This window comes from Shewanella vaxholmensis (genome assembly GCF_031932135.1).
Classification (GTDB): Bacteria; Pseudomonadota; Gammaproteobacteria; order Enterobacterales; family Shewanellaceae; genus Shewanella; species Shewanella hafniensis.
The window spans coordinates 50,521-75,253 of record NZ_JAUOEV010000024.1 but is presented as its reverse complement, the minus strand read 5'-3'; the positions used below and the strand labels follow the sequence as shown (position 1 = coordinate 75,253).

Genomic DNA, 24,733 nt, shown 5'->3' with positions numbered 1-24,733 from the left:
AGCTACACCTGCAGATTAAAAGTCACAGGGCCATCATTAACTAAGGACACTTGCATATCGGCGCCGAATTGTCCGGTTTCTGTGGTCACGCCCTTAGCGCGGCAAAATGCGACAAACTCTTCATAGAGTGCCAAGGCTTGATCCGGCGTACCTGCGCCCGAAAAACTCGGCCTCAAGCCACGGCCCGTATCGGCAGCCAAGGTAAATTGCGACACCACTAACAAAGAGCCACCGACTTGCTCTAGGTTGAGATTCATCTTGCCATTTTCATCGGAAAACACGCGATAACTCATCACTTTAGTTGCCAGTTTTTCCATCTTCTCGCGGGTATCTTCCTGCTCAACGCCCAGCAGAACCAACAAGCCCTTATCGATCGCACCTATGGTTTGATTATCGACAACCACACTGGCGCGGCTCACTCTTTGAATTAACGCAATCACAACTTTTCCTTTTTAGATTAAGGCTTAACGGGAACCATTTGCTGCATGAGCGGGATAGGACGAATATATTGATCGATACCATCTGGCAGGGATTGTGCGACTTGCGCCAAACCGCCATTGGTCCATAACATAAAGCGACGTAACTCTTCGATTTCAACACGGTCGGCAAAGGTGACTGTGCCTTGTATTTGGATCACAGCGCCTTGGTCCAGCAACACGAACTTGGCAAAATTAAGCTTTTGATTCAAAGTGCCAATCACCACAGGCAGCTCTTGACTAGCCTGTAATTGCGGATGCACGGCATAGAAACGATTCATTAAAATACGGTCAATGCCCGCAGAATTAATACTCGGCTCAAGCAAAAACTGGTTATCGCCAAACTGCACCGCGACTTTAGTTGGCGCAACTTTGGTGGCCAAGTAGTTAGCGTTAATCAACGCTTGATACAAGCGCTCAGCGGCAGCTTCATTGGTCAATCCACCCAGTTCAACGACTTTGGGCGCGACGGGTGCACTCACGTTCTCCTGAGCCACCACTGGGTCAATCGCGCTGGTTTGCGAGGGCGCCGTGGCGGCACAGGCAGTTAATCCGAGTAAACTGGCACTGATGAGCAATGTTTTCATTGTATTTCCCTTTGATGTATCCACGACCACATAGCATGGATTTCTGCTGTGACCGCCAAAAACAACGGCTCGCTATTGAGCATATGTCCGCCGTCGGCAACAGATTGAATCGTAATAGCATGCTCTAACCCAGCCAAAAAATCGCGCAATAGCGCCGCTGGGCAAATCGCATCCTGCATTCCTTGCAATAACACACTACGCGCCTTCACCCTAGGCGTCACGCGTTGCAACACACTCATGGCATTGAAGTAATCATGCCGAGCAAAGTGCAATTCGATATCCGCTAACGCTAATACTGGGTCGGGTAACTGTCTTGGCAACACCAATCTCGCCCCCGCGAGCTTTAGCTCCCACTGAACCCAACGCCGCGCAAAATGGTGCCGCAGGTTTTCATCGGCCGATGTCAAACCTTGATGGTACAAATCCAGCAGTTCAGTCAGCGATGGCGCAACAGGCGCATTACCACTGAAGAGTCGATAAGCCGCTGGTTGCAATTTTGCCGCGCCGTCAGCGCCATAGAGCCAATCTATGCCTTCTTTAGACGGAATAAATAACGCCCACAGCACTTGCGCTATCACCCGTTCGGGAAATAATCCGCTGTAAATTAAGCCTAATGTGGCCCCAAAGGAGCCGCCCGCTAAACACCAGCGCTCAATACCTAACGCGAGGCGAATAGCCTCCATATCGCAGATCAAACCATTAAGATGATTATGGGCTAAATCGCCAAAGGGTAAAGATTGCCCAGACCCGCGTTGATCTAAAAGCAAAATCCAATATTGATCGCCATTAAATAAAGCTAAATCACCGATATCACAACCCGCTCCCGGACCGCCGTGCAAATACAGCAGTGGGATACCTTGTGGATTACCGTATTGCGCCAGATGCAATTGCTGACCATTGCCAACGTTAAACCAGTCGCGACGGATAAAAGGGGGAAAGGATTCGGGCACTGATTCAGGCATTAGGTGTCATCGCCATTACTTAACCGTTTAGGGATGTCATTCCGATTTCGCCACGGCCTTGAGTGCATCTACTTCTGCCGAAGTTAAGGTTACAGGCTGATTATCTTGGCAGTCTTGTAAAGGCTTACCATCTAGATCCGTTTCATCCTCATCGGAGCTCGACTCATAATCTAAATACTCTGGCATAGCCGCGGTAATTTCCGCGCCGAGTAATACTATCATCCACGATAAATACACCCAGACAAAGATAATAGGGATCACGGCTAAAGCCCCATAAATAGCTTCATAGCTCGGAAACTGAGTCACATACAAGGCAAAGGCTTTTTTACCTAACTCAAACAAGATTGCGGCGACAATCGCCCCTAATAATGCATGTAGAAACTTCACCTTTTGATTAGGCACCACCATATACAACAGCAAGAATGCAGCAACTGAAAACAGCATGGGCAAACGCTCAAGAAACACGGGCACCACACCCGACAACTGACCGTCAAAAACCTTCAATGACACTACGTAGGAAGTCGCCACCAAACTGGCCCCCACCAAAACAGGACCCAAAGTGATGACCATCCAATACATAGAAAATGCGACCACCACGGAACGCTTCTCTTTAGTACGCCAAATGTTATTAAGGGATTTGTCGATGGCGGAAATCAGCAAAATAGCGACCACCACTAAAGCGGCAATCCCGACAGCTGTGCCCTTAGAGGCATTAGCTACAAACTCATTGATATACACTTGCACTGTATCGCCGGCGGCGGGTAAAAAGTTCTGATAAACAAAGCCTTCTATCTGCCCACGAATGCCTTTAAACACAGGAAAAGCGGACAGCATAGACATAGTCACGGCCACCATAGGCACAAGTGACAATAGCGTGACATAGGCCAAATGTCCGGCGCGGATATTGATCTGATCTTCCACTAAACGCCGCTGCAAATGCAGCAGGAAGTGCCAGATCCCGAGGAATAAGACGCGAATTTGTGCCAGTTCTATCTTCTTAGTCACGGGTTTCTCTTGATTCTGTTGGTATAGACTCGTTATCTTCGTACAATAAACACTTAATTTACAAGTCTAAGGAGTGAATTGATGTCTCAACAAGGATCTGCGGGTAACGTTATTTCCGCTATTGCTAGCCTATTTTTCCCTGGGTTAGGCCAACTATTGCAAGGCCGCATTATGGCCGCACTGTTATTTTTCATTATCACAGTGGTGGGTTATGCCCTCTGGTGGCTAATTGTGCCCGCGGTAATAGGTGCTATCTTTCATCTGTGGAGCATTATCGATGCGGCCCGATTTAAGGCCGATTAATTTCAATTCACTCAGTGACGGAATACCCAATGAAAAGACTGATAACTTCAGGCCTGATTGCCGCAAGCCTCCTGCTCAGTGGTTGCCAAAGTGCCTATTACGGCGCGATGGAAAAGGTCGGTTACCATAAACGCGATATTATGGTCGACAGAGTTAAAGACGCGAAAGAATCCCAAGAGGACGCCCAAAAAGAGTTCAGCTCGGCCCTCGAAGAAATGCAAGCCCTGCTCAATCACGATGGCGGCAACCTAGAAAAAGCCTATAACAAGGCCAAGGATGAATACGAGTCGGCCCAAAGCGCCGCAGACAACGTTAGCAACCGCATCAAGAAAGTTGAAGATGTAGCCGAAGCGTTATTCGATGAGTGGCAAGATGAAATTGGCGAGATCAGCAAAGCCAGCCTGCGCCGTAACAGTGAAGCTAAGCTCAAAGAAACGCGACGCGCCTACGAACAATTGATCAAAAGCATGCACCGCGCCGAATCAAAAATGCCGCCCATCCTCACCGCCATGAAAGACAATATGCTGTATCTCAAGCATAACTTGAACGCCCAAGCCATTGGCGCGATCAAAGGCGAATTTACTAGTCTGCAAACCGACATTTCGGGCCTGATTAAAGAGATGAATAAATCGATTAATGAGTCGAACAAGTTTATCGAGTCACTCGAAAAATCAAAAAGTTGAACCAAAGCTGCTACTTAACTCCTAAGCCCTAGCACAATAAAGTGCTGGGGCTTTTTATGCTTTGTGTGACCTCGTTCGCTGTCCCTGCAAGTCATACTTTATTTGTGCAAGCCCAAAACACTTAGCTTTGTGAGCTATGGCGCGCTTTAGTGGATTGATAGCGCCAATCTTAGACCTGTCGCACAATTTCACTTAGTACTCAAAAACTTATCATCAGTTCATCACTCAGACACTGTACTCGTTACTCATTCGCTGTATTCATCACTATGACTTTTATCGAATCACTCACCCTGATGTTGGCACTCATGTATCTCGCCTCGCTCAGCTATTGGAGCGGCCAGAAATGGGGCGCTGTCGTAACACTGTTACTCAGTGTCAGCGCCGTCGCGATTAGCCTTTACTGGCCATTGGCACTCGGACTGATTATTGCGCTGCCGTTGGCATTATTGGGGCATAAATTTGCGCCAGACTCCTTCAAAGGTGAGATTAAGATCAATACTCTGCGGGAAGGCACTCAACATGTCTTAGCTCTATCGCTTTTACTGGTTGCCGTGCAATACACAATCAATACCGTATTGCTTAAGCAAGGAATTACACCTTGGCTAATGCGCCCCGATGTGGTCGATGCTTTCCTGCCGATTGCCGGCGGCATTGAACTGAAGGCCATTGTCAGTCTAAATTTGTGGGATCAAACCCATCCTGCTGCCGCGGTGATGTTAGCGGCGGTATTGCTCACAGGATTACTCTGTAAGCGGGCATTTTGTGGTTGGGCTTGCCCATTAGGTTTGGCAGGGGAATATTTGTATGCTGTTAGAAAACGCTTTATTAAATCAGAACTAACACCACCCGCTTGGCTCGATTGGCCACTGCGTATGCTCAAGTATCTATTGCTGCTTGGCCTTTGCTACATAGTGATTGGCATGCCAAGTGAGTCGATTCCTTATTATCTCGAAGGTAATTATCACAAGATTGCCGACTTAAAAATGGCACTGTTCTTTCTGACGCCGAGCCTGATTACCCTGTTTGTGTTTGCGCTGATCCTTGCCTTAGCCGCATGGCGCCGTCAGGGATTCTGCCGTTACTTGTGCCCTTATGGTGCCATACTCGGGATCTTAAGTTTTGCGAGCCCCTTAAAAATTCGCCGCGATACACAGCACTGCCTTATCGAAGCAAAAGGAATGAAATGCGACAAGTGCAGCCGCGCCTGCCCAGCAAACATCATAGTACACACCAAAACCACGGTGCGCAGCGATGAATGCCAGGCCTGTATGCGCTGCGTTGCCGCTTGCCCAAAATCAGCCGCCCTTGGTCTAGGGCTTAAATCTGGCCACAGACTCGGCCATAAGGGATTACTCGCATTAGTGCTTATCGCATTATTTATCCTACCGCTTGGCGCTTACTTAGCTGGCTTCTGGCACAGCCAAACACCCGACAATATCCGCATGGAATTGATCCAAGTGATAGATAGAGTGGGGCATTAGCTAATACTCCAAAATACACTGCAGATAATGGCTTACATCACTATCTGCAGTATTTCTTAATATATAAGTCATAACATTGATTACAATCAGGCAACGACTCGATTTTATCGCAGATACTATTCCTATACGGATACTAGAAAAGTGGTTTTATGTTCCCTAACATGGAGCTAGCCTATGCGACCCAACCGACAGCAACTGATCCGTTCGTTATTTGACGAATATATTGAGATGTATGCCTCCCGTGATGACAGGCTAACCCGCCGCTTTAGTGAGAACTTTAGCGGCTATGCTGGCAGTAGTGACCAGCTTGTCACCGACAGGGAAGAATGGGTGCGGATCACTCGGCAGGACTTTGCACAAGTGCCTGAGCGGATCCATATCGAAATGTTAGATCTCTCCTTACAAGATCTTGCCGACAACCTAGTGGTTGTGACTGCCTTTTTCCATATCCACTTACCTATCCCTAATCCTATGCTTTCCCGCGAGACAGCACGGCTAGTGTTGATATTTCGTCTAGAACACAAAGACTGGATGATTGCCCACAGTGGCATATCCATCCCCTACGGCTTAGCCCACAAAGGGGAGATTTACCCGATAGCACGATTAGAAGAGCGTAATGTCGAACTTGAGACCATGATCAAGGCACGCACCTGTGAGCTGGCAGAAACCAATAGGCAACTCGAAATACTCAGCAATACCGATGGTTTAACCAATATCGGCAACCGCCGCCTATTTGACATGATGTTACAAACTGAGTGGAGCCGAGGACAAAGGAGCAATTCCTCACTGGCCCTCATCATGCTCGATATTGACCACTTCAAACAATTTAACGATCACTATGGCCACCTCGCCGGCGATGATTGCCTTAAACAACTGGCCAGTACTTTATCCCAATCGGGCCGCAGAGCCGGCGAACTCGTGGCTCGCTACGGTGGTGAGGAATTTGTCATTCTGTTGCCCAATATCGACAAACAAACGGTACTCGACACAGCGCAGCATATTCATCAGTTAATCCAAGCCATTGCCATTCCACATGCGGATACCGACCTTGGTATTGTGACCGTCAGTGCAGGAGTCGCTTATCTGCAACCCTCAAACCAACAAAGCCATTTAGAGTTAGTTCGCCAAGCCGATGTCGCGCTTTACCGTGCAAAATCAGCAGGCCGCAATTGCATACGGGTGATGGATGAGGAGTAATACAGGATCTCAAGATTCAGCAGTTTGAATTAATCGCCGGCATACCCAATCTTCTTATTACAGAGCGACAGAGTTACAACGTTGAGCTGAGCCCGCAGTGCCATAGAGAAGATATGCTGTATAACGAAGAAAACGCCACATCTGATCCATAGTGCAAACTATCGATATGCCCATGACCAAATCAGTCCCAACAAAAAGCCCCGCATAGTTTCCTATGCAGGGCTTTTTAAACCGATTGACTCACCTTAAGGGTGTGCCACCTGAATCAACAGACTGGCATTAACCGCGGTTAAAGCGCTTACGATCGTTTTCAGTCAAGTGTCTCTTACGAACACGAATGCTCTTAGGTGTTACTTCAACCAATTCGTCATCATCGATGAACTCAAGCGCTTGCTCAAGTGTCATTGTGATTGGCGTAGTCAGCACTTGCGCTTCGTCAGTACCTGAAGCACGCATGTTGGTCAGCTGCTTTCCTTTCAGACAGTTAACTGTCAGATCGTTTGAGCGAGCATGGATACCAACAACTTGGCCTTCGTACACTTCAGCAGCGTGGCCAATAAAGAGACGGCCGCGGTCTTGTAGACCGAACAGTGCGAATGTCAGAGCCTTACCTGTCGCGTTAGAAATCAATACGCCGTTAGCGCGTTGACCGATATCGCCACCTTTGTGTGGACCGTAATGGTCGAACGAGTGGTAAATTAGACCTGTACCAGAAGTCGCTGTTAAGAATTCAGTTTGGAAACCAATTAAACCGCGGCTTGGGATAATAAAGTCGATACGTACACGACCTTTACCATCAAGCTGCATGTCTTTCATTTCAGCTTTACGGGTACCTAACTTCTCGATCACTGTGCCTTGATCTTCTTCTTCAACGTCAACAGTTAACGTTTCGAATGGCTCACACAATTCACCGTCGATGGTTTTCAGAATAACTTCTGGACGTGATACAGCTAACTCATAACCTTCACGACGCATGTTTTCAATCAAGATTGATAAATGCAATTCACCACGGCCTGATACGCGGAAGCGATCTGGACTTTCAGTTTCTTCAACACGCAGTGCCACATTGTGGACCAATTCTTGTTGTAAACGCTCAAGAATGTTACGTGAAGTCACATACTTACCTTCTTTACCCGCAAAAGGTGAAGTGTTGACTTGGAACGTCATGGTCAGAGTTGGTTCATCAACTGATAATGGCGGTAACGCTTCTACAGCACCAGCAGCACAGACAGTGTCAGAAATTTTCAACTCACCTAAACCAGTGATAGCAACGATATCGCCTGCGTTGGCAACTTCAACTTCAGTACGCTCTAGACCCATGTAACCTAATACTTGGCCCATTTTACCGTTACGGGTTTTGCCATCAGCACCAACAATAGTGACTTGTTGGTTAGTTTTGATGCTACCACGCTTGATACGGCCGATACCGATAACACCCACGTATGAGTTGTAATCCAGCTGCGAAATTTGCATCTGGAAACTACCTTCTGAGTCAGCATCAGGGAATGATACTTTTTCAACGATAGTTTGGAACAGCGGCGTCATGTCTTCACTTGCAACATCTGGATCTAAAGTTGCAAAACCGTTTAACGCTGAAGCGTAAACGATTGGGAAATCTAACTGCTCGTCAGTTGCGCCTAAGTTATCGAACAGATCGAATACTTGGTCGATAACCCAATCAGGGCGCGCGCCTGGGCGGTCAATTTTGTTGATAACAACGATTGGCTTTAAGCCTTGAGCAAACGCTTTCTTCGTTACGAAGCGAGTTTGTGGCATTGGACCGTCAACGGCATCAACTAGCAATAATACTGAGTCAACCATAGACAGAACACGCTCAACCTCACCACCGAAATCGGCGTGGCCAGGGGTATCAACGATGTTGATACGGTAGTCGTTCCACTTGATGGCAGTATTTTTTGCCAGAATCGTGATCCCACGTTCCTTTTCAAGATCGTTGGAGTCCATCACCCGCTCAGTAGCTTCTCCTCGGGTTGCAAGGGTGCCTGACTGTGACAGCAACTTGTCTACCAGGGTCGTTTTGCCATGGTCAACGTGTGCAATAATGGCGATGTTACGTAAATTCTCTAGCACGGATAAACCTCTTACCATCAAACAAAAATAGGGATATTTCAGTAATTCGTTATAGTGTCCTAACTCGACCCACCATAATAAAAAGCGTGCCATTCTACTCCAGAGCGGCCTTGGCGCACAGGATTATTTTTGAACACTTATAAAACAATCCGCCGATCCTTGGCTAATTCCTGCCAATATTCCATTGAGTGAAATCCGCTAATGTCACAGTTAAAGCACTGTTCAATTGCCATATTCGTAGGAAAAATCCGAGTTAAACAGCTGAATTTACTATTTTTCATAATCTAGACGCAAAGTATTTCTGCTGATTTAAACATCAATCAAATTGATGTTCACGTGACAAAATCATCTCGACGTGAAACAGCAATAATTTCTAGCGCAGATTTAACTGGGCGTTGATATTGGCATTTATGACCGCGAAAACTGAATGCCTTTAAGACTCACTTCATTGTCACGCAATACCTTTATTACGCATCACTTATTTCACTTGGCCTGTGAACAGCAAAGACATTTTGCACATGAGAACGAACTCTTTCCTAATAATATGATAATAAACCACTATTGAATTGAGAATGCATGGCATAGTTGAACAGACTAGAGTGGTTTTATGACAACTATGCGGCGGTGAAATCGCCCAGAGAAAATAGTCCAGAATAGTGCTGAAATAGTTACTGGATTCAGTGCCGCTATCCTTATGTAGTCACTGTGAGCCAAGGCGCGATTGCCATCTCACTGCCACATAAGCGATGCATACTAGTGCTTTGAACCTTATGCTTTGAACCTTAGCTTTGCATGAATCAATTCAGTGCGCACCAAAATGGATTGATGCACCAAAATGCCACAGCTAAAAGCACCATAGTGGTGCAAACACGAATCCAATTAAGTGCAGAAAAGATTTTAAACCATGTTAATCAGCTAGTTAAATTATTGGCATGGATATCGCTTTATCGCTTGTAAGTTTGGCTCAAGATAAATCACTTGAGTTAAAAGATTATAGAAGGGGCATCCCTTTACCCTACCGGAGGCTTGAGAATGTCAGTTGAATCAGTTTTAAAGCAACTTGAAGAATTAGAAGTTAAGTTCGTTGATTTACGTTTTACCGACACTAAAGGTAAAGAGCAGCACGTATCTATTCCTTCTCATCAGGTAGATGCTGATTTCTTCGAAGACGGCAAAATGTTTGACGGTTCTTCTATCGCAGGTTGGAAGGGCATTAACGAATCAGACATGGTACTGATGCCAGATCCAACGACATTCGTACTGGATCCTTTCACCGAAGAAACCACAGCGCTGATCCGTTGTGACATTCTTGAACCAGGTACTATGACGGGTTATGACCGTGACCCACGTTCAATTGCTAAAAAAGCAGAAGCTTACCTAATCTCTACTGGTATCGCTGATACTGTTTTGATTGGCCCAGAACCAGAATTCTTCCTATTTGATGATGTCCGTTTCGGTACTGACATGTCAGGTTGTTTCGTTAAGATCGACGCTAAAGAAGCGGCTTGGAACTCAGGCACTAGCTACGAAGGCGGCAACACAGGTCACCGTCCATTCACTAAAGGCGGTTACTTCCCAGTTGCACCGGTTGACTCATCACAAGACCTACGTAGCGCTATGTGTTTAGTGCTTGAAGAAATGGGTCAAGTGGTTGAAGCGCATCACCACGAAGTGGCGACTGCGGGTCAAAACGAAATCGCAACTCGCTTCAACACGTTAACTAAAAAAGCGGATGAAATCCAAATTCTGAAGTACGTAGTGCACAACATGGCACACGCTTACGGTAAGACGGCGACTTTCATGCCTAAACCCATCGTTGGCGACAACGGTAGCGGCATGCACGTTCACCAATCTCTGGCGAAAGACGGTGTTAACTTGTTCGCTGGCGACAAATACGCGGGTTTAAGTGAAACGGCGCTGTACTACATAGGTGGTATCATCAAGCACGCTCGCGCGCTGAACGCTTTCACTAACCCAAGCACTAACTCTTACAAGCGTTTAGTGCCACACTTTGAAGCACCTGTTATGTTGGCCTACTCTGCCCGTAACCGCTCTGCATCAATCCGCATTCCTGTGGTACCAAGCCCTAAAGGCCGTCGTATCGAAGCGCGTTTCCCAGATCCACATGCAAACCCATACTTAGGTTTCGCAGCGCTGCTGATGGCGGGTCTTGACGGTATCCAAAACAAGATCCACCCAGGTGAAGCGATGGACAAAGATCTGTACGATCTGCCTCCAGAAGAAGCGGCTGAAATCCCACAAGTGGCAACGTCATTAGAAAACGCCCTTGAAAACCTGCAAGCTGACCATGAGTTCCTGACTAAAGGCGGCGTGTTCAGTGAAGATTTCATCCAATCTTATATCGTACTGAAAACAGCTGAAGCTGAGCGTGTAGCGCGTACAACTCACCCACTTGAGTTTGAAATGTACTACAGTTTGTAATCCTTACTCGCAAATTGATTAAGCCCCGAATTGTCGGGGCTTTTTTGTAGATGAAGCTCTGACTAGCTATAAAGCCAAATCCATTAATCATAAAAAATCAAAATCCATCACACCTAGATTTCAAACCTTTTCGATTTAAAATCAATCACACCTTGCACTCACTCAATGCAATCGCTAGCTTGAGAATGTCCATGCAGCACGATTAATCCTGATCACTTGGGCGCATCTTATTCATAAAAATAACAATAGGCGTTTACCTATGTGGCAAAAGATAAAACCTTATAAAGATTCCATCGTGCTGCTCACCGCGTTATTACTGGGCGGCCTGCTCGGTGTCGGTTTGCCAGAACTTGCGCTCAAGTTCAAACCTTTAGGGCAAATTTTCCTTAATCTGTTGTTTATGATTATCGTGCCGCTGGTCGCCATTAGCGTGACCTCCTCCATTGCTCGCATGACGGATTTGAAGAAACTCGGCGCTCTGTTAGTGTCAATCATGGCAATGTCGATTGTGATGGCGATTATCCCCGCCGTGGGCATTATCGGGCTGGCCTTGTTTTTCGACCCAGCCCAAGGTGTTACCTTAGATCTCAATCAAACTATCAGCGATACTGCGGGGACGATGGATTTTGTCGGCCTGCTGACCACCAATGACTTTTCAGGTTTATTATCAAAATCCAATATCTTAGCCCTGATCATCATGTCGGTTATTGCAGGAATTGCGATAGGTCAATCGGGGGAAGATGGCAGAAAAGTCTCGGCATTACTCGACAGTTTTAATACCGTCATCATGAAGATAGTGTCGATCATTATGGTGGCAGCGCCCGTAGGACTGGGCGCCTATTTCGCCTCAACAATGGCAAGCCAAGATCCGCAGCTTGTTATCACCTTTGCCCGCGCCGTTGGTCTGTTTATGGTCGCCTGTTTTATTTATCTAACAGTGGGTTCTACCTTTTACGCTTGGCTTGGCGGTGGCACTCAAGGGGTTAAACAATTCTGGCGCTTCGCCCTCGAACCCGCAGTGACCGCACTGGGCACCACATCATCGCTTGCCACCTTACCCGTCACCTTAAGAACCGCGCTAAAGATGGGCATCAAACCCGAAATTGCCGACATCAGCCTGCCATTATTGGTCAATTTAAATAAGGGCGGCGCCTCAATCATCACAGCCCTAAAAATCGTGTTTATCTACTCGTTACTCGGATTAGATTTCACCGTCGATGTGTTTATGGTGACCATACTGATTTCGGTTTTATCGGCCTTTATCATAGGCGGCGTACCGGGCGGCGCTTTCCTCGGAGAGATTTTTATCGTCACGACATTAGGCTTGCCGATGGAAACCATCCCGATTTTAGTGGTGATAGGGGCGATTACCGATGCACCATCGACGGTCATTAACGTGGTTCACGACTTAAACGCCTGCCAGATCATCGAACGACTCAATCGCAAACAACTCTAACAAAATGCCCAAACACTGAGGATTGGGCATAGTTATTCATCCGTTTAGCGATTAGTTAGCGATTGGCTTTTATCACATCAAGTAACAGCTTGATATCGGCCATATTGTTATAGATATGCGGCGAAATCCGGATACCCATGCTGCGGGCGTCGACACTAATATTCGCGTTCGCTAATGCCGTCATGATTTTATGTTGTTGCTCACCAAACTGTAAGATCAGTGTACCGCTGCGCTTTTCAACATCACGTGGCGATACAAACTCATGCTCAAGCTCCTGCGCCACAGCATCAATCAACTGCTGATTACATTTACGCAGCAAGGGGACACCTAAACCCGCAAGGTAATGAATACTGTGAGCGGCAATGGCATAGGGGGCGATTGAAGGCGTTCCACCCCAGAAGCGCATTGCGGAGTGCTGATAACGAAAGTCGTGGATATCAAATTCGAACGGATTCTCATGGCTAAACCACCCCACATCCTTAGGTTGGCAACGATCCAAAATGGCAGGGTTAATCCAAAGATAGGCTGCACCAGGGCCGCCGCAAAGCCATTTAACACTCGACCCGATTAAAAAGTCAGGTTGTAGGCTAGCGAGATCTAGCGGAATAATCCCCGCCGATTGCGCCACATCCACTAAGCTCAAACAGCCTCGCTCACGGGCTATGGTGAAAATATTGGCTAATGGCGCTTGCTGCCCAGTATTCGAGTAAGCATGACTAACAAACACCAGATCCACATCACGACTGATATGCGCGTCCCACACATTAGGGTCAGTGACATCGAGCCCCTTAGGAATAAAACGTACTTCGCAGCTGGCTGGCAGTGCTTTTTTAAGGGCGAAACCCATGCTGGGGAAATCAATCTCACTCATTAACACAACGGCGTGTTCGCGATTTAATCGGTCAAGTGACATCACGATTTTAGTCAGCGCACTGGAGAGATTCACCTGAGGACAAAAGTCCTTTTGATGGCCGTTAAACAATTTAGATAAGGCGAACGTAAAATCATCAATCACACCCAACCACTGACCCCAAGGTTCGCGTCCCGATTCCTGCCAAGGCGCAAAAAAGGCTTCTTTGAAGACCTGTTCGGTCGATTTTAACGGTCGACCGACGGAATGGTTCAATAGATATCCTGGACCCGCGAGGTAAAAGTCCTTTTTATAGTCTGCAAACATAGTGTTATCTCAAACTCTCTTTCAGTTTCTTAATCTCATCATAACGCGTCCGGATGTCGCTGCGCTGAGCGGCGGCACGCCTATCTCTGAGTCGCTCCAATGAACCGAGTAGCACATGCAGTGGCGGACCACTGGCGGTGACCTTAGCTAAATGCTGCTGCTCCATCGTTGTCGAAGGCTCGGCAATATATTTAGTCACTAACTCATTATGGTGCTGAATCGCAGTCTCGCCATGTAATTCGCAGACTTCAATAAAGAGTCGCAAGTTTTCTTGATACCAATCTTGGGTTGAGCAGTCTTTTGCCTGCAGGAAGTCATCCATCAAATTCGGCCGACGCATGCATTCACGCAATATCTGTTGATCCTCTGGCATCATGTACAAAAACTTGTCCACCAGCATTTGTGAATAGGAAGCTTCATTAGCGAAACAAAGACCTAGTGTTAAATCGATCACATTAATCCCAGCGAAATCCCCCGCATTGGCGCCGCGATAAATAACCGAGCCCACCCGATAAGGTTTGTAGTAAGGGCGAACACAGTAAAAGAAACGGTCAGTATCTAATCGATTGAATAATTGAGTGTTCGACTCAATCACATCCTGCAATGCCTGTTTGGCGACTCGCAGTAAATCGTGACTGATAGGATGGGAAATGCCCAAAGGCTGGATTTTCAATAACGCATCGGCAGCGCGTTTATAGGCCAAAATGCCTTTAGTGTTGTAATCCACAAACAGCTTTTCGGCGCTCAGATCGGTAAAGCGCTTATAAATGCCATTGTGGGCACGATTATGGGTAGTTAAATGCGCGGTGGCAAAGCGCGGCGTGACACCTATTGAAGCACCGATGTGCATGGCTAGCGCGGAGGCTTCGGCTAATGGTGAGGTGGTTTCCCGTGAGGGCTCAGTAATTTCATGGCGTCGACAAGCTGCCATGTATAGGCCCACGTTACCGAGTAAATCGAAGGCACTGTCGAACCCTTCATCGGTATTCCCCTCATCGAGCAAGGCCTTAATCAATCCTTGGCCTTCGCTCTCTAGCGCCAACTTAGCTTCTGCGCCGATATCGAGCACATTGGCTCGGTCCGTTTGTTGATAATAAAGCTGTTCTAGCTCTGAGTTGAGTTCCACAAAGCGACTGCGGATCCAATCATCGAAGGCTTCGGTATTAAAGGTGGCAGGTTTCACGGGCTTATCCTTGAGTATTGTTATCGTTCTTGTAAACGGAGCGAGCGCTAATTCTTAGCCCTTTCCGTAAAACTCGTTAACCAGAATGCAACTTATCGCCATGCGTTTCTAGCGCTAGCTCAAATTTATGAAAATTCTAATGCCACTTTTTATTTACACCTTGCTCCAGCGCAAGTTATCAAAATCAATCGCCTCGCAAAATAACGCCAAATACAGATAGTCCTAATACAAATAGCGCGGCAGGTTCCGCAGGGGTAAATCAAAATGATTTTAATGGAATTTATTGTCGTACTCGGCTGCTTGCTGCTGGGTACCCGCTACGGTGGTATGGGACTCGGACTGATAAGTGGTATTGGATTATTTTTACTGATATTTGTCTTCGGTTTAGCGCCGGGACAACCGCCAGTACAAGTTATGCTAACGATTCTTGCGGTGATCGGCTGTGCGGCCGTATTGCAAACCGCGGGCGGATTAGATGTGATGATGCAGTTTGCCGAGCGCCTACTGCGCCGCCATCCACAATACATCACCATTCTAGCGCCGCTAACCACTTGGACACTCACCTTTTTGTGCGGTACAGGCCATGTGGTTTACACTATGTTCCCGATTATTTCCGATATCGCGTTGAAGAAAAATATTCGCCCAGAACGCCCAATGGCGGTGGCATCCGTCGCCTCACAAATGGCAATTTGTGCTTCGCCTGTGTCGGTAGCGGTGGTATCTATGGTGTCGATTCTCGCATCGCAACAAGGTGTGAGCCGTGCCTATAATCTGCTCGAGATTTTAATGGTATCAGTACCGGCATCGCTATGCGGTGTCATGGCTGCAGCGCTTTGGAGTCTACGTCGCGGTAAAGATTTAGATAAAGACGAAGAATTTCAAGAACGAATTCAAGATCCTGTGCAAAAAGCCTTTATCTATGACAAGAGCGAAACCCTGCTTAATCAACGTTTTCCTAAGGAAGCTTACTGGGCAACGGGGATTTTCTTTGCGGCTATTGCTGCTGTGGTGCTACTAGGTTCTTTTAGTGAACTGCGCCCTGCATTTGAAGTTAAAGGGAAAACAACCTTATTATCGATGAACTTAGTCATCCAGATGATGATGTTAATTGCGGGGGCTTTTATTCTGATAACCTGCAAAGTCAAACCGACTGAGATTGCTAATGGTCCAGTTTTTAAAGCCGGCATGGTGGCGATTTTCTCCGTATTTGGCGTAGCTTGGATGAGCGATACGTACTTTATCAGCCATATGGATGTGCTTAAGGAAAACCTCTCCCACGTGGTGCAAAGCCAGCCTTGGACCTATGCCTTAGTGCTGTTTCTTATCTCTAAGCTTGTTAATAGCCAAGCGGCGGCGCTGACTGCCATTGCGCCTATGGGCCTCGCCTTAGGGGTCGATCCAAAACTCTTGATTGCTTTCCTTCCTGCAAGCTACGGTTATTTTGTGCTCCCTACTTATCCAAGCGATCTGGCCTGTATCGGCTTTGACCGTTCAGGCACAACTAAAATAGGTAAGTTCATTATTAACCACAGCTTTATTATTCCAGGCTTTATCGGTGTAGGTACCGCATCGATCGTCGGTTATCTGCTGGCGACAGCCTTGCTCTAGGCTGTATTTCACAAATAACAAAGGCCGCTGATGCGGCCTTTGTTTTGAATGGATTAAACGCTAGGTTTAAGCCCGATACATGGTCAAAAACATCTTGATATTGGCGTCGATAATCGCTTGCTGATTATCATCATTATTTTTCATATGGAACAGCTTAGGCCAGAATGCAAACGCCTTAAACATACCCCAAAACTGAGTCGATGCCATTGCAATATCATCGATATTCAGCGCCTTGTGTTCTACCGCTCCCGCAAGCCAAGCTTCGAGTCCACCTTCTTGCTTCGCAAGCTTCTCCATCGCTTCAGTCGCTTGGATAGGCGAGCGAATAAACTCTGCCATCACCACCCGCGCCACATCGAGAAACTCAGGCTGCTGATACAAAGCCCAGCATCGATGCGCAATTTGCTGCAACTGATCTTCAAGACTCTGCGCAGGATTGTAAACTAAGGTCGCCGCCTCTTTCGTCCGCGCCCACAACTCTGTGGTTGTGGTATCAAACAGCACTTCCTTGCTCGGAAAATGGTTATACACAGTACGTTTAGAGACATTAGCCCGCTGGGCGATCCTGTCCATACTGGCCCCCACAAAACCATTAACCATAAACTCTTCCCGCGAGGCACGCAGAATCGCCACACGTTTCTGCTGAGAGTTTGTCAATTTAATGGGGTTGTCTGCCATGTTTTCCTACGCCATAAAAATCATTTGTCGACATTTTACACTATCCAGTTTACTTTTACACCGCCACATATAAACTACACTGTGTAGTTTACTTTTTAATATTGTACATGCAATTATAAATGCGATTGAAGATTGTCTTGACCTTACTACGACTCTGGAGCTTTATCATGGCCACTCAAACAGAAACTGACGCAAATACTAAGACTTCGGCCCATGTTAAGGGTGACACATTCAGCAATGAAGCTCCCAATACCCACAGTGGTGAAGGTAATTTACTTTCTATTCTATGGCGTTACATGACCGAAAGCATTCCTGATAAGAGTCCAAACCAAGCACTGCCAATCCAAAAAATGCAGCTAAACCCCACTGCGGATGCAACACCTATGCTGTATAAAATCAGTCATTCTACAGTGCTGTTGCAACTCAACGGTCAATATTGGTTAACCGATCCTGTTTTTTCGAAACGCGCCTCGCCAAGCCAAATGTTTGGGCCAAAACGATTCCACGAGTTACCAATCGAACTCGATAATATTCCAACGCTTGCAGGAATTATTTTGTCCCACGATCATTATGATCATTTAGATAAACACAGCATTTTAGCCCTCGCCGAGCGCACGCAAAAGTTTATCGTGCCACTGGGCGTAGATAAACATTTGCTCGCGTGGGGCGTGCCTGCCAGCAAGATAGTCGCGCTCGATTGGTGGCAAGCAACCCAACATGCGGGTCTGAGTTTTACTGCGACGCCAGCACAGCACTTTTCAGGCCGTGGTATCTCGGACAAAAACCAAACCCTGTGGGCATCTTGGGTTATTCAGTCCCCTGAGCTCAAACTGTTTTTCAGCGGTGATTCTGGTTACTTCAGCGGCTTCAAAACGATTGGCGACAGACTTGGGCCTTTCGATTTAACCTTAATCGAAACAGGTGCCTACGATGAGATGTGGGCAGATATCCACATGCAGCCAGAGCAATCACTGCGGGCGCATTTAGATCTGCGGGGACGACACTTAATTCCGATACATAACAGCAGCTTCGATCTCGCGCTACATAGTTGGTACGAGCCATTGGAACGCATAGCCGTAGCCGCCAAGGCCTATGACGTGCCGCTGCTTACGCCGGAATTTGGTCAAGGGATCAACCTGAGTGAATTAGCCCATAGCCCAGCTTTGAATCACGCTTGGTGGAAAGCCTATTTACCCAAAGACAGAACCGAGTTTGAAATCATTCCGGCGCGCATGAGTTCAGATAAGCTCTAGTCAGAACTCTTATCTGAGCTTTATTAATACACTAAAAAACGTTAAATCATTGGCTCTCCAACACAGGAGAGCCACTGCGGATTACCATTCAACAGAGTCTCACTCGTCGGCGCTCAAAAGCTTACAACTTCAGTATTAAGCCTCCTCCTGCAAACACTAAATTCTAGACGCCTGCTTGATTTTGGGCATAAGATCGCTTGCCTTGTCATTTTTTATACCCAACTGAATTAATGGTATTAATGCTTCTAACTGACCATATTAAAATAGCGGGCACAGGAACAAGACTGGTGATTTTAATCTTTGGATACACCATGATCACTTAACATTTCCCTAAAGGTCGCGCTCATGTCGGTGCTCACTTGGCTTAAGAAACAACTTCATCGCACTTTTTATGGCAACAGCCCACTAGAGCAACAGGCTAACTTAACCGCCATTTTTCATCCCGCGCAAATGCCAGACATCGACTTGCCGACAAACCAAGCCTATCCGCTAGTGACATCAATTGTGCAGACTGATATCTACGCCTATCAAGTTCACTGCTTACTGACCTTTGAAGGCAAGCAAACCTTAGATACGTTAATCGGCAATGCAGGTTTTGGGATATTGCCCGAACATGCCGCCAACTTTAATGGCCTGATAATCCATAGGAGCCAAACAACCAGCTTGCAGCTTAATCAATATGCCGATTTTGCGGGGATCTGCGTCAGCTTGGTCACCAACGACAAAGCACTATTAGAACAACTGATTGCGTTCAAATCGACTTTACCTCACCCTTGGGAAAGCTTTCCCGATGTCGATCCCGATTCCCTTGGCAGTCTTCAAGGTAATATCGATTTTTGGTGCAACTATTTTTGGCAACCCTATTGGTTATCACTCTCAACAGCTGAGCGTTTACAGTACCCAGTAAATTGGCAGCAATTCAGTGATTTCCATTAAGGTTTGAAAGAAGCACTAAGGCTTAATGCAGGATAAAAAATGAAGTTAACATCTGTTGGATTAGCACTGGCGTTACTACTACTTGGCGGTTACTTGATCCCTGAGTCACCTGTGATCCCGGTAAAAGGCGCCAGCAGTAAAGATTGGAACAGCCAAACCTTTTGGTATGAACCTTGGGGTCCGTCGGGCGTACATAAGGGGATAGATATTTTCGCCGCCAAAAACACCGCCGTGATTGCGCCAACACCGATGCTGATCTTCTATCGAGGCGACTTCTTTAAAGGAGGTAATGTGGTCGTTGGTCTAGGTCCTAAATGGCAAATTCATTATTTTGCCCATTTAGCACAAATTGAATCAGCCACGGGATTAATTGCCTACCAAGGTGAAACGCTGGGCACTGTCGGCGATACGGGTAACGCTCAAGGTAAACCGCCACATTTGCATTATTCCATTGTGAGCTTATTGCCTAAACCTTGGCTGATGGATACTTCAACCCAAGGATATAAAAAGGCCTTTTATCAAAACCCCATCAGCTACTTAGAAACACACTAAGACTTAGGTGATGAGTAACATAGCGGCTTCGCGACAATATCAACTACAAATTAGGGTTCAGCAACTCGCCATGTAGGCAAGCTCACTGAATGCCAGCATGGCCGTCACATTATACGAAGAAATGAACGGAGACTCATGATTCTGCAGACTCGCTATCAAGAGTCACAGAATTAACTGCCGCAGCATGCGACTCGGTATCGGCCTCTGCAGCTAATGCTTCCCTATTCGCCTTCGCAATGTATTTAGGTTTATTGCTCGATTGCAGTTTGGCATTGGCCTTTTTCGCCTTACTCTTCAAGGTTTGGTTTATCTTCTTTTTGCGGTTCATCAAAGCACCAATGCAGATACGGAATAAAGGGGCGCGATTATAGCCTTCCACCTGCACGCCAGACAATCGAAAACACTAAGTCAGACCGTCCAACCCGCGACTAATGCTAGCTCAGTTAGTAATCCCCAAGCTATCAAGCCAAGTCATCAAGCCTGCGATCAAACCATCAGATCGCGAAAGCCATGCTAAACGCTAAATAAGGCACTGCCTTAACAACATGAACTCGCACTAGGTAACCCTTGGGGTTAAATCTCTATACCGAGTGCTGTGTCGCAATTTATCAATACTGCCGCCAAATCGTGCAATTTCCTGTATGACACGACTAGACAAGCCGTTATTCCTCCCCTAAAATCGCGACAGAATAAAAATCGTTATCATTTGTAATGCCGTTTAATGGAATATGGACTTATGCCAAAGGAGCCGGTGTAGCAAACTCATTCGCCCTTAGCAGGAAGTTATATGACATTCAAAACCTCGTTTGTTGCTTTAGCCGTATTTGCAGCGCTAAGCCAATCCGCAGCGGCCCAAGATGCCCCCGACAGCAGTTCAAACAACAAAAATAAAGACATAGAAAAAATTACAGTCACCGCGAGTCGGATGGATAAATCCCCCAGCTCAATCCCCAACACCGTCACTATCATCGACCGCGCCCAGTTAGAAGAACAGTTCCGCACCACTAAAGATTTATCGACCATTATCGGTAACTTGGCCCCAAGCTTTTCGCCAAGCCGCCAGAAGATGAGTAACACAGGCGAAACCCTGCGTGGTCGTCCGCCGCTGATCATGATCGACGGCGTACCGCAATCAAACCCACTTCGCAGTGGGGGTCGCTCGGGTCAAACCATAGATCCAGCCATGATTGAGCGTATCGAAATCATTCACGGTGCCAATGCAATGCACGGTCTTGGTGCCCAAGGCGGCATCATCAATTACATAACTAAAAAACCGACGGGCGACAGCGAACAGGTTGCAAGTTTCGATGTGACAGTTCCTGATTCGATGAAATCCAACGGCTTAAGCTTTGGTGCCAGCTATGCGTTTTCTGGCGAGTCTGAATTTATCGATATGATAGGCTCGGTTAGCTATCGCAATAATGGTGTGTACTACGATGCCAACCACGACGTTGTGGGCGTAGACACGACTCAAGGCGAGTCGATGGACAGTCAAAGCAAAGACTTCTTCATCAAGCTTGGCCATAACTTCGATGAGTCTCGCCTTGAATTAATGGTTAACCATTACAATGCAGACAACAATGGCGATTGGATGCCTGTCGCTGGTGATAAGCCTAATGGCGTGCCCACGGGCGCAGTTAAGGAAACTCAGCCATGGGAAGCGGCCAACAATCAAGTGACCACGACTAGTTTAACGTATACCCATGCCAATATTGGCGGCCAACAACTTAGCCTGCAACTCTTTAATCAAGATTTTAAAGCGGTTTATGGTGGCGGTTGTTTCGACAGTTTCTACGACCCCTCCTTCGAAGGTAGCGACCAAGTGATCCAGTGCGGTGTCGGCAGTAAAGGCGAAAGCTTGTACTACGAGCAATCCCGTAATTCTTCAGTTAAATGGGGTTTAAAAAGCTCATTGATTGCTAAGGATATTGCCGGCTCAGGCATTGATGCCGCCTACGGTGTGGACCTTTTCCGCGATACCACAGAGCAAGATTTAGTGACAACGGGCTTCTCATGGGTGCCTGAAAGCACCTATGACAACGTCGCGCCATACTTACAGTTAGATTATGATCTAATTGAAAATCTAACCTTATCGACCGGTGTTCGTTACGAACATGCCGAGTTAAGTGTCGACGACTACAAAACCCTATGGGGTGCGGGTAATAAGCAAATTGCAGGTGGCTCAGCCACCTTCGATGAAACCTTATTCAACGTCGGTATCTCCTACAAAATCACCCCAGACATTCGCGTTTATACCAGCTATAACCAAGGTTTTGGCATGCCGGATATCGGCCGAATTCTGCGTGATGGTAAAAGCTTCCCCGGCGACAATCCCAGCATAGATGACTCATTGGCACTCACGCCGATCGTCACAGATAACGTCGAAGTCGGCGCCGATTACCAAGGTAAATACTTAAGCGCCAAGCTAGCTTACTATCGTTCGGCCACTGATTTTGGTTCACGTTTAGCCTTAAATAGTGATGGTTTCTACGACGTGAAGCGGGAAAAAAGTGTGATCGATGGGATCGAAGCCAATGTCACCGCCTACCTCACCAGCAATGATGATCTCGGCATGAATATCGCCTTCCAGCAGGGCGAATACGATTCAAATGGTGATAACCAAGTCGATACCGATCTCGATGGTGCAAATATTTCACCCAACCGTATCAACCTGTTCTGGACCCATAACTTCGATAATGACATGTCGACTCGTGTTCAAGCCAATTACTACATGGACCGCGACTTTAAAAATGCGGTGGGTAACAAGTATGCAGAATTTGATGGCTATACCACAGTCGATGCTTCCTTCTCTATGCCGCTTTACACTGGCACCCTGAGCTTAGGTCTGCAAAACCTGTTTAATAAGGATTATTTCAATTATTACTCACAAACCATGGGTACAAATGATCGTTATTTCAAAGGCATGGGACGTACTGCGACAATAGGCTACACCTTGCCTTTCTAAGTGAAAGCCCATTTGAAACATAAAAAAGCGCAATTACATTGCGCTTTTTTATTGTGAAGAAAGCCAATTATGCCTTGGTCACGACCCAGAGTGCATGTAATAAACCGGGGAACCAGAACAGTAAACACAAGACTATGTTTATCAACAGATCTTTACCCGCTCCTGCCTTCAAAAATACAGCAACAGGAGGCAATAGAATCGCAATAATGACTAAGAGTAATTTATTTGTATCCATAACAGGGCATCCTTAAAACGGAGATGGTAGGCAAATCAACAAGGTCTAACTTCGCAGGAAGACTCAGAATTTGCAAACTTTTTAGCTTACAGAATGATAAATACTCCAAGTGATTCTCTAAACCAAAGCACTTAATATCGCTATAAATTCAAAGGAAGATGTAGCCCGCCTCATGCCGTTAAATACAGGTTAAGATATCCTATAAACTTCAACCGAAAATGCCTAAAAGCATCTATAGTTAAAGAAAAATATGAACTAAAAGAATGATATTTGATCCCCAAGCCCTATTACTCATCAAATTTATTTGCCTACTGGCCAGCACCGCAGCCGTGGCATGGGGACTCATTGCCAAACCTTTAGCGATTGCGACTCAAGCCAGTATGCGTTTTTCTCTGGCGAACTTGTTCGTCCTCCTTGGTATCATACTCAACAGCCAACGCTCCGAAGCCTCTAGTTACCTTTTTTGGTTCTGCTCCGATATGGCGATTTTGTTTGGATTCATCCTATTACGCTGGGGCACTAAGGCACTCTTCAGACTGAGTACCAGCGTTAAATCTGACCTTATTCTCTTAGCAATCACAGCCGGTGTGATGCTCTCAGTTCCCCCCAACTTCAGCTCCGAACGCACCTTAGCCGTTGCTTTCTCCGCCTGCGCCGCACTGATTTTTACCATGCTGACGCGGGATAACTATCAGGCCATCAAACGCGATACAGGTAATCGAGTCGCCATCGCTATGGTTATGCCTTTAGTCGCCATGGTCGGTATTTTTATCATTCGTATCTTTATCGCCCTGTTGTCCCCCGAAGAAAGCCCGATATTTATCGCCATGCACACCCAAGAAGCGATACCTGTACTGTGGTTTTATGTATTTCTAACCCTATTAATCAATATCGTGATGATAGGAAATGCCATGACGCGACTCGTCAGCAAAATCCGTATGTTAGCGGAGCGGGATCAACTCACAGGCCTGTGGAATCGGCGGGCTATGCATAAGTTTCTCAACAATATCCATCAACGCTGGCTAAAGGATAATGTGCCTTACAGTATGATTTTATTGGATCTTGACCATTTTAAAGAGATTAACGATCAATATAGTCACGATGCGGGCGATCTCGCCCTATTGACGGCGGCGAGACTGTTTGGATCGGTATTGCGAGAAAATGACGCATTATGTCGTCACGGTGGAGAAGAGTTTCTGGTGATTTTACCCGCGACCGATGCCCCCGCAGCCAGAGCCGTCGCCGAGAAATTGCATCAAGTACTTAAGGACAATTCATTTATCTGGCAAGGTGTTACGATAAAAATCCATGCCAGTTTAGGTTACGCCACTATCTATCAAGGATGCCAGCCCGACAAGCTACTCATTCAAGCGGACCAAGCCATGTACCGCGCCAAATCCGAAGGCCGAGACCGTATTTGCCAAGCTTGCTAGGCTTTCGCAAAATCTTGCTAGCCTTACGCA

The 24,733-nt window shown here is 46.7% G+C and carries 22 protein-coding genes; 12 read left to right on the top strand and 10 right to left on the bottom strand.

Annotated features, from left to right (window positions below):
* Positions 1-2: 2 nt before the first annotated feature.
* The 4 genes from dtd to Q4Q46_RS18100 are packed head-to-tail and all read right to left on the bottom strand — an operon-like array spanning position 3 to position 3,030.
* Positions 3-440, bottom strand: coding sequence for a D-aminoacyl-tRNA deacylase (gene dtd, locus Q4Q46_RS18115; RefSeq protein WP_006079790.1), 438 nt, complete (start codon positions 438-440; stop codon positions 3-5).
* Between the two features lie 17 nt (positions 441-457).
* On the bottom strand, positions 458-1,063 hold the full coding sequence (locus Q4Q46_RS18110; RefSeq protein ID WP_012586536.1) for a hypothetical protein: 606 nt from the start codon (positions 1,061-1,063) through the stop codon (positions 458-460).
* Entirely contained in the window at positions 1,060-2,025 is a 966-nt protein-coding gene (locus tag Q4Q46_RS18105) for an alpha/beta fold hydrolase (protein ID WP_311906678.1), read from the bottom strand. The genes Q4Q46_RS18110 and Q4Q46_RS18105 overlap by 4 nt, the downstream gene beginning before the upstream one ends.
* A 36-nt stretch (positions 2,026-2,061) precedes the next feature.
* Positions 2,062-3,030: a virulence factor BrkB family protein gene (locus Q4Q46_RS18100; RefSeq protein ID WP_063884972.1), complete on the bottom strand. Its 969-nt coding sequence runs from the start codon at positions 3,028-3,030 to the stop codon at positions 2,062-2,064.
* 81 nt (positions 3,031-3,111) lie between these two features.
* Here Q4Q46_RS18100 and Q4Q46_RS18095 point away from each other — a divergent pair, with 81 nt between their 5' ends.
* The 4 genes from Q4Q46_RS18095 to Q4Q46_RS18080 all read left to right on the top strand — a co-directional run bounded on the left by Q4Q46_RS18095 (position 3,112) and on the right by Q4Q46_RS18080 (position 6,694).
* On the top strand, positions 3,112-3,333 hold the full coding sequence (locus Q4Q46_RS18095; protein ID WP_006079786.1) for a hypothetical protein: 222 nt from the start codon (positions 3,112-3,114) through the stop codon (positions 3,331-3,333).
* Between the two features lie 29 nt (positions 3,334-3,362).
* Positions 3,363-4,016 (top strand): DUF2959 domain-containing protein, encoded by a 654-nt coding sequence (locus Q4Q46_RS18090; protein WP_268650108.1) that lies wholly within the window; start codon positions 3,363-3,365, stop codon positions 4,014-4,016.
* A 266-nt stretch (positions 4,017-4,282) separates the two neighbouring features.
* Complete coding sequence (locus tag Q4Q46_RS18085; protein WP_311906676.1) at positions 4,283-5,497, top strand: 4Fe-4S binding protein; 1,215 nt, start codon at positions 4,283-4,285, stop codon at positions 5,495-5,497.
* A 174-nt stretch (positions 5,498-5,671) separates the two neighbouring features.
* Entirely contained in the window at positions 5,672-6,694 is a 1,023-nt protein-coding gene (locus Q4Q46_RS18080) for a GGDEF domain-containing protein (protein ID WP_311906675.1), read from the top strand.
* Positions 6,695-6,973: 279 nt separating this feature from the next.
* Here the strand turns inward: Q4Q46_RS18080 and typA are convergent, their stop codons facing one another.
* A complete protein-coding gene (typA, locus tag Q4Q46_RS18075; RefSeq protein WP_106651716.1) occupies positions 6,974-8,785 on the bottom strand; it encodes a translational GTPase TypA in 1,812 nt (603 codons plus the stop codon).
* Positions 8,786-9,817: 1,032 nt separating this feature from the next.
* Here typA and glnA point away from each other — a divergent pair.
* Both glnA and Q4Q46_RS18065 read left to right on the top strand, forming a co-directional pair.
* Positions 9,818-11,227 carry a glutamate--ammonia ligase gene (gene glnA, locus Q4Q46_RS18070; protein WP_006079778.1) on the top strand — a complete coding sequence of 470 codons (1,410 nt, stop codon included), beginning with the start codon at positions 9,818-9,820 and terminating at the stop codon, positions 11,225-11,227.
* 259 nt (positions 11,228-11,486) lie between these two features.
* Positions 11,487-12,683, top strand: coding sequence for a dicarboxylate/amino acid:cation symporter (locus tag Q4Q46_RS18065; RefSeq protein ID WP_259511849.1), 1,197 nt, complete (start codon positions 11,487-11,489; stop codon positions 12,681-12,683).
* Between the two features lie 55 nt (positions 12,684-12,738).
* On the opposite strand, the gene Q4Q46_RS18060 is transcribed toward Q4Q46_RS18065, so the two are convergent.
* Positions 12,739-13,860: an aminotransferase class V-fold PLP-dependent enzyme gene (locus tag Q4Q46_RS18060; RefSeq protein WP_311906674.1), complete on the bottom strand. Its 1,122-nt coding sequence runs from the start codon at positions 13,858-13,860 to the stop codon at positions 12,739-12,741.
* A 4-nt stretch (positions 13,861-13,864) separates the two neighbouring features.
* The gene (locus tag Q4Q46_RS18055; RefSeq protein ID WP_311906673.1) at positions 13,865-15,043 is read right to left on the bottom strand and encodes a PrnB family protein; all 1,179 of its coding nucleotides are present in this window, start codon (positions 15,041-15,043) and stop codon (positions 13,865-13,867) included.
* A 264-nt stretch (positions 15,044-15,307) separates the two neighbouring features.
* Here Q4Q46_RS18055 and Q4Q46_RS18050 point away from each other — a divergent pair, with 264 nt between their 5' ends.
* Positions 15,308-16,651: an anaerobic C4-dicarboxylate transporter gene (locus Q4Q46_RS18050; protein ID WP_311906672.1), complete on the top strand. Its 1,344-nt coding sequence runs from the start codon at positions 15,308-15,310 to the stop codon at positions 16,649-16,651.
* A 66-nt stretch (positions 16,652-16,717) separates the two neighbouring features.
* On the opposite strand, the gene Q4Q46_RS18045 is transcribed toward Q4Q46_RS18050, so the two are convergent.
* Entirely contained in the window at positions 16,718-17,329 is a 612-nt protein-coding gene (locus Q4Q46_RS18045; protein ID WP_311906671.1) for a TetR/AcrR family transcriptional regulator, read from the bottom strand.
* Positions 17,330-17,496: 167 nt separating this feature from the next.
* Between Q4Q46_RS18045 and Q4Q46_RS18040 the strand changes: the two genes are divergently transcribed.
* The 3 genes from Q4Q46_RS18040 (at position 17,497) to Q4Q46_RS18030 (ending at position 20,070) form a co-directional block, all read left to right on the top strand.
* Positions 17,497-18,582, top strand: coding sequence for an MBL fold metallo-hydrolase (locus tag Q4Q46_RS18040; protein WP_311906670.1), 1,086 nt, complete (start codon positions 17,497-17,499; stop codon positions 18,580-18,582).
* A 345-nt stretch (positions 18,583-18,927) separates the two neighbouring features.
* On the top strand, positions 18,928-19,518 hold the full coding sequence (locus tag Q4Q46_RS18035; RefSeq protein ID WP_311906669.1) for a hypothetical protein: 591 nt from the start codon (positions 18,928-18,930) through the stop codon (positions 19,516-19,518).
* Between the two features lie 39 nt (positions 19,519-19,557).
* Positions 19,558-20,070: a M23 family metallopeptidase gene (locus Q4Q46_RS18030; protein ID WP_311906668.1), complete on the top strand. Its 513-nt coding sequence runs from the start codon at positions 19,558-19,560 to the stop codon at positions 20,068-20,070.
* A gap of 133 nt (positions 20,071-20,203) precedes the next feature.
* On the opposite strand, the gene Q4Q46_RS18025 is transcribed toward Q4Q46_RS18030, so the two are convergent.
* On the bottom strand, positions 20,204-20,464 hold the full coding sequence (locus Q4Q46_RS18025; RefSeq protein WP_311906667.1) for a DUF2986 domain-containing protein: 261 nt from the start codon (positions 20,462-20,464) through the stop codon (positions 20,204-20,206).
* Positions 20,465-20,857: 393 nt separating this feature from the next.
* On the opposite strand from Q4Q46_RS18025, the gene Q4Q46_RS18020 reads away from it, so the two are divergent.
* On the top strand, positions 20,858-23,035 hold the full coding sequence (locus Q4Q46_RS18020; protein ID WP_311906666.1) for a TonB-dependent receptor: 2,178 nt from the start codon (positions 20,858-20,860) through the stop codon (positions 23,033-23,035).
* 67 nt (positions 23,036-23,102) lie between these two features.
* Here the strand turns inward: Q4Q46_RS18020 and Q4Q46_RS18015 are convergent, their stop codons facing one another.
* Entirely contained in the window at positions 23,103-23,270 is a 168-nt protein-coding gene (locus tag Q4Q46_RS18015) for a YqaE/Pmp3 family membrane protein (protein WP_006079767.1), read from the bottom strand.
* Positions 23,271-23,533: 263 nt separating this feature from the next.
* On the opposite strand from Q4Q46_RS18015, the gene Q4Q46_RS18010 reads away from it, so the two are divergent.
* Positions 23,534-24,703 carry a GGDEF domain-containing protein gene (locus tag Q4Q46_RS18010; protein ID WP_311906665.1) on the top strand — a complete coding sequence of 390 codons (1,170 nt, stop codon included), beginning with the start codon at positions 23,534-23,536 and terminating at the stop codon, positions 24,701-24,703.
* Positions 24,704-24,733: the final 30 nt, after the last annotated feature.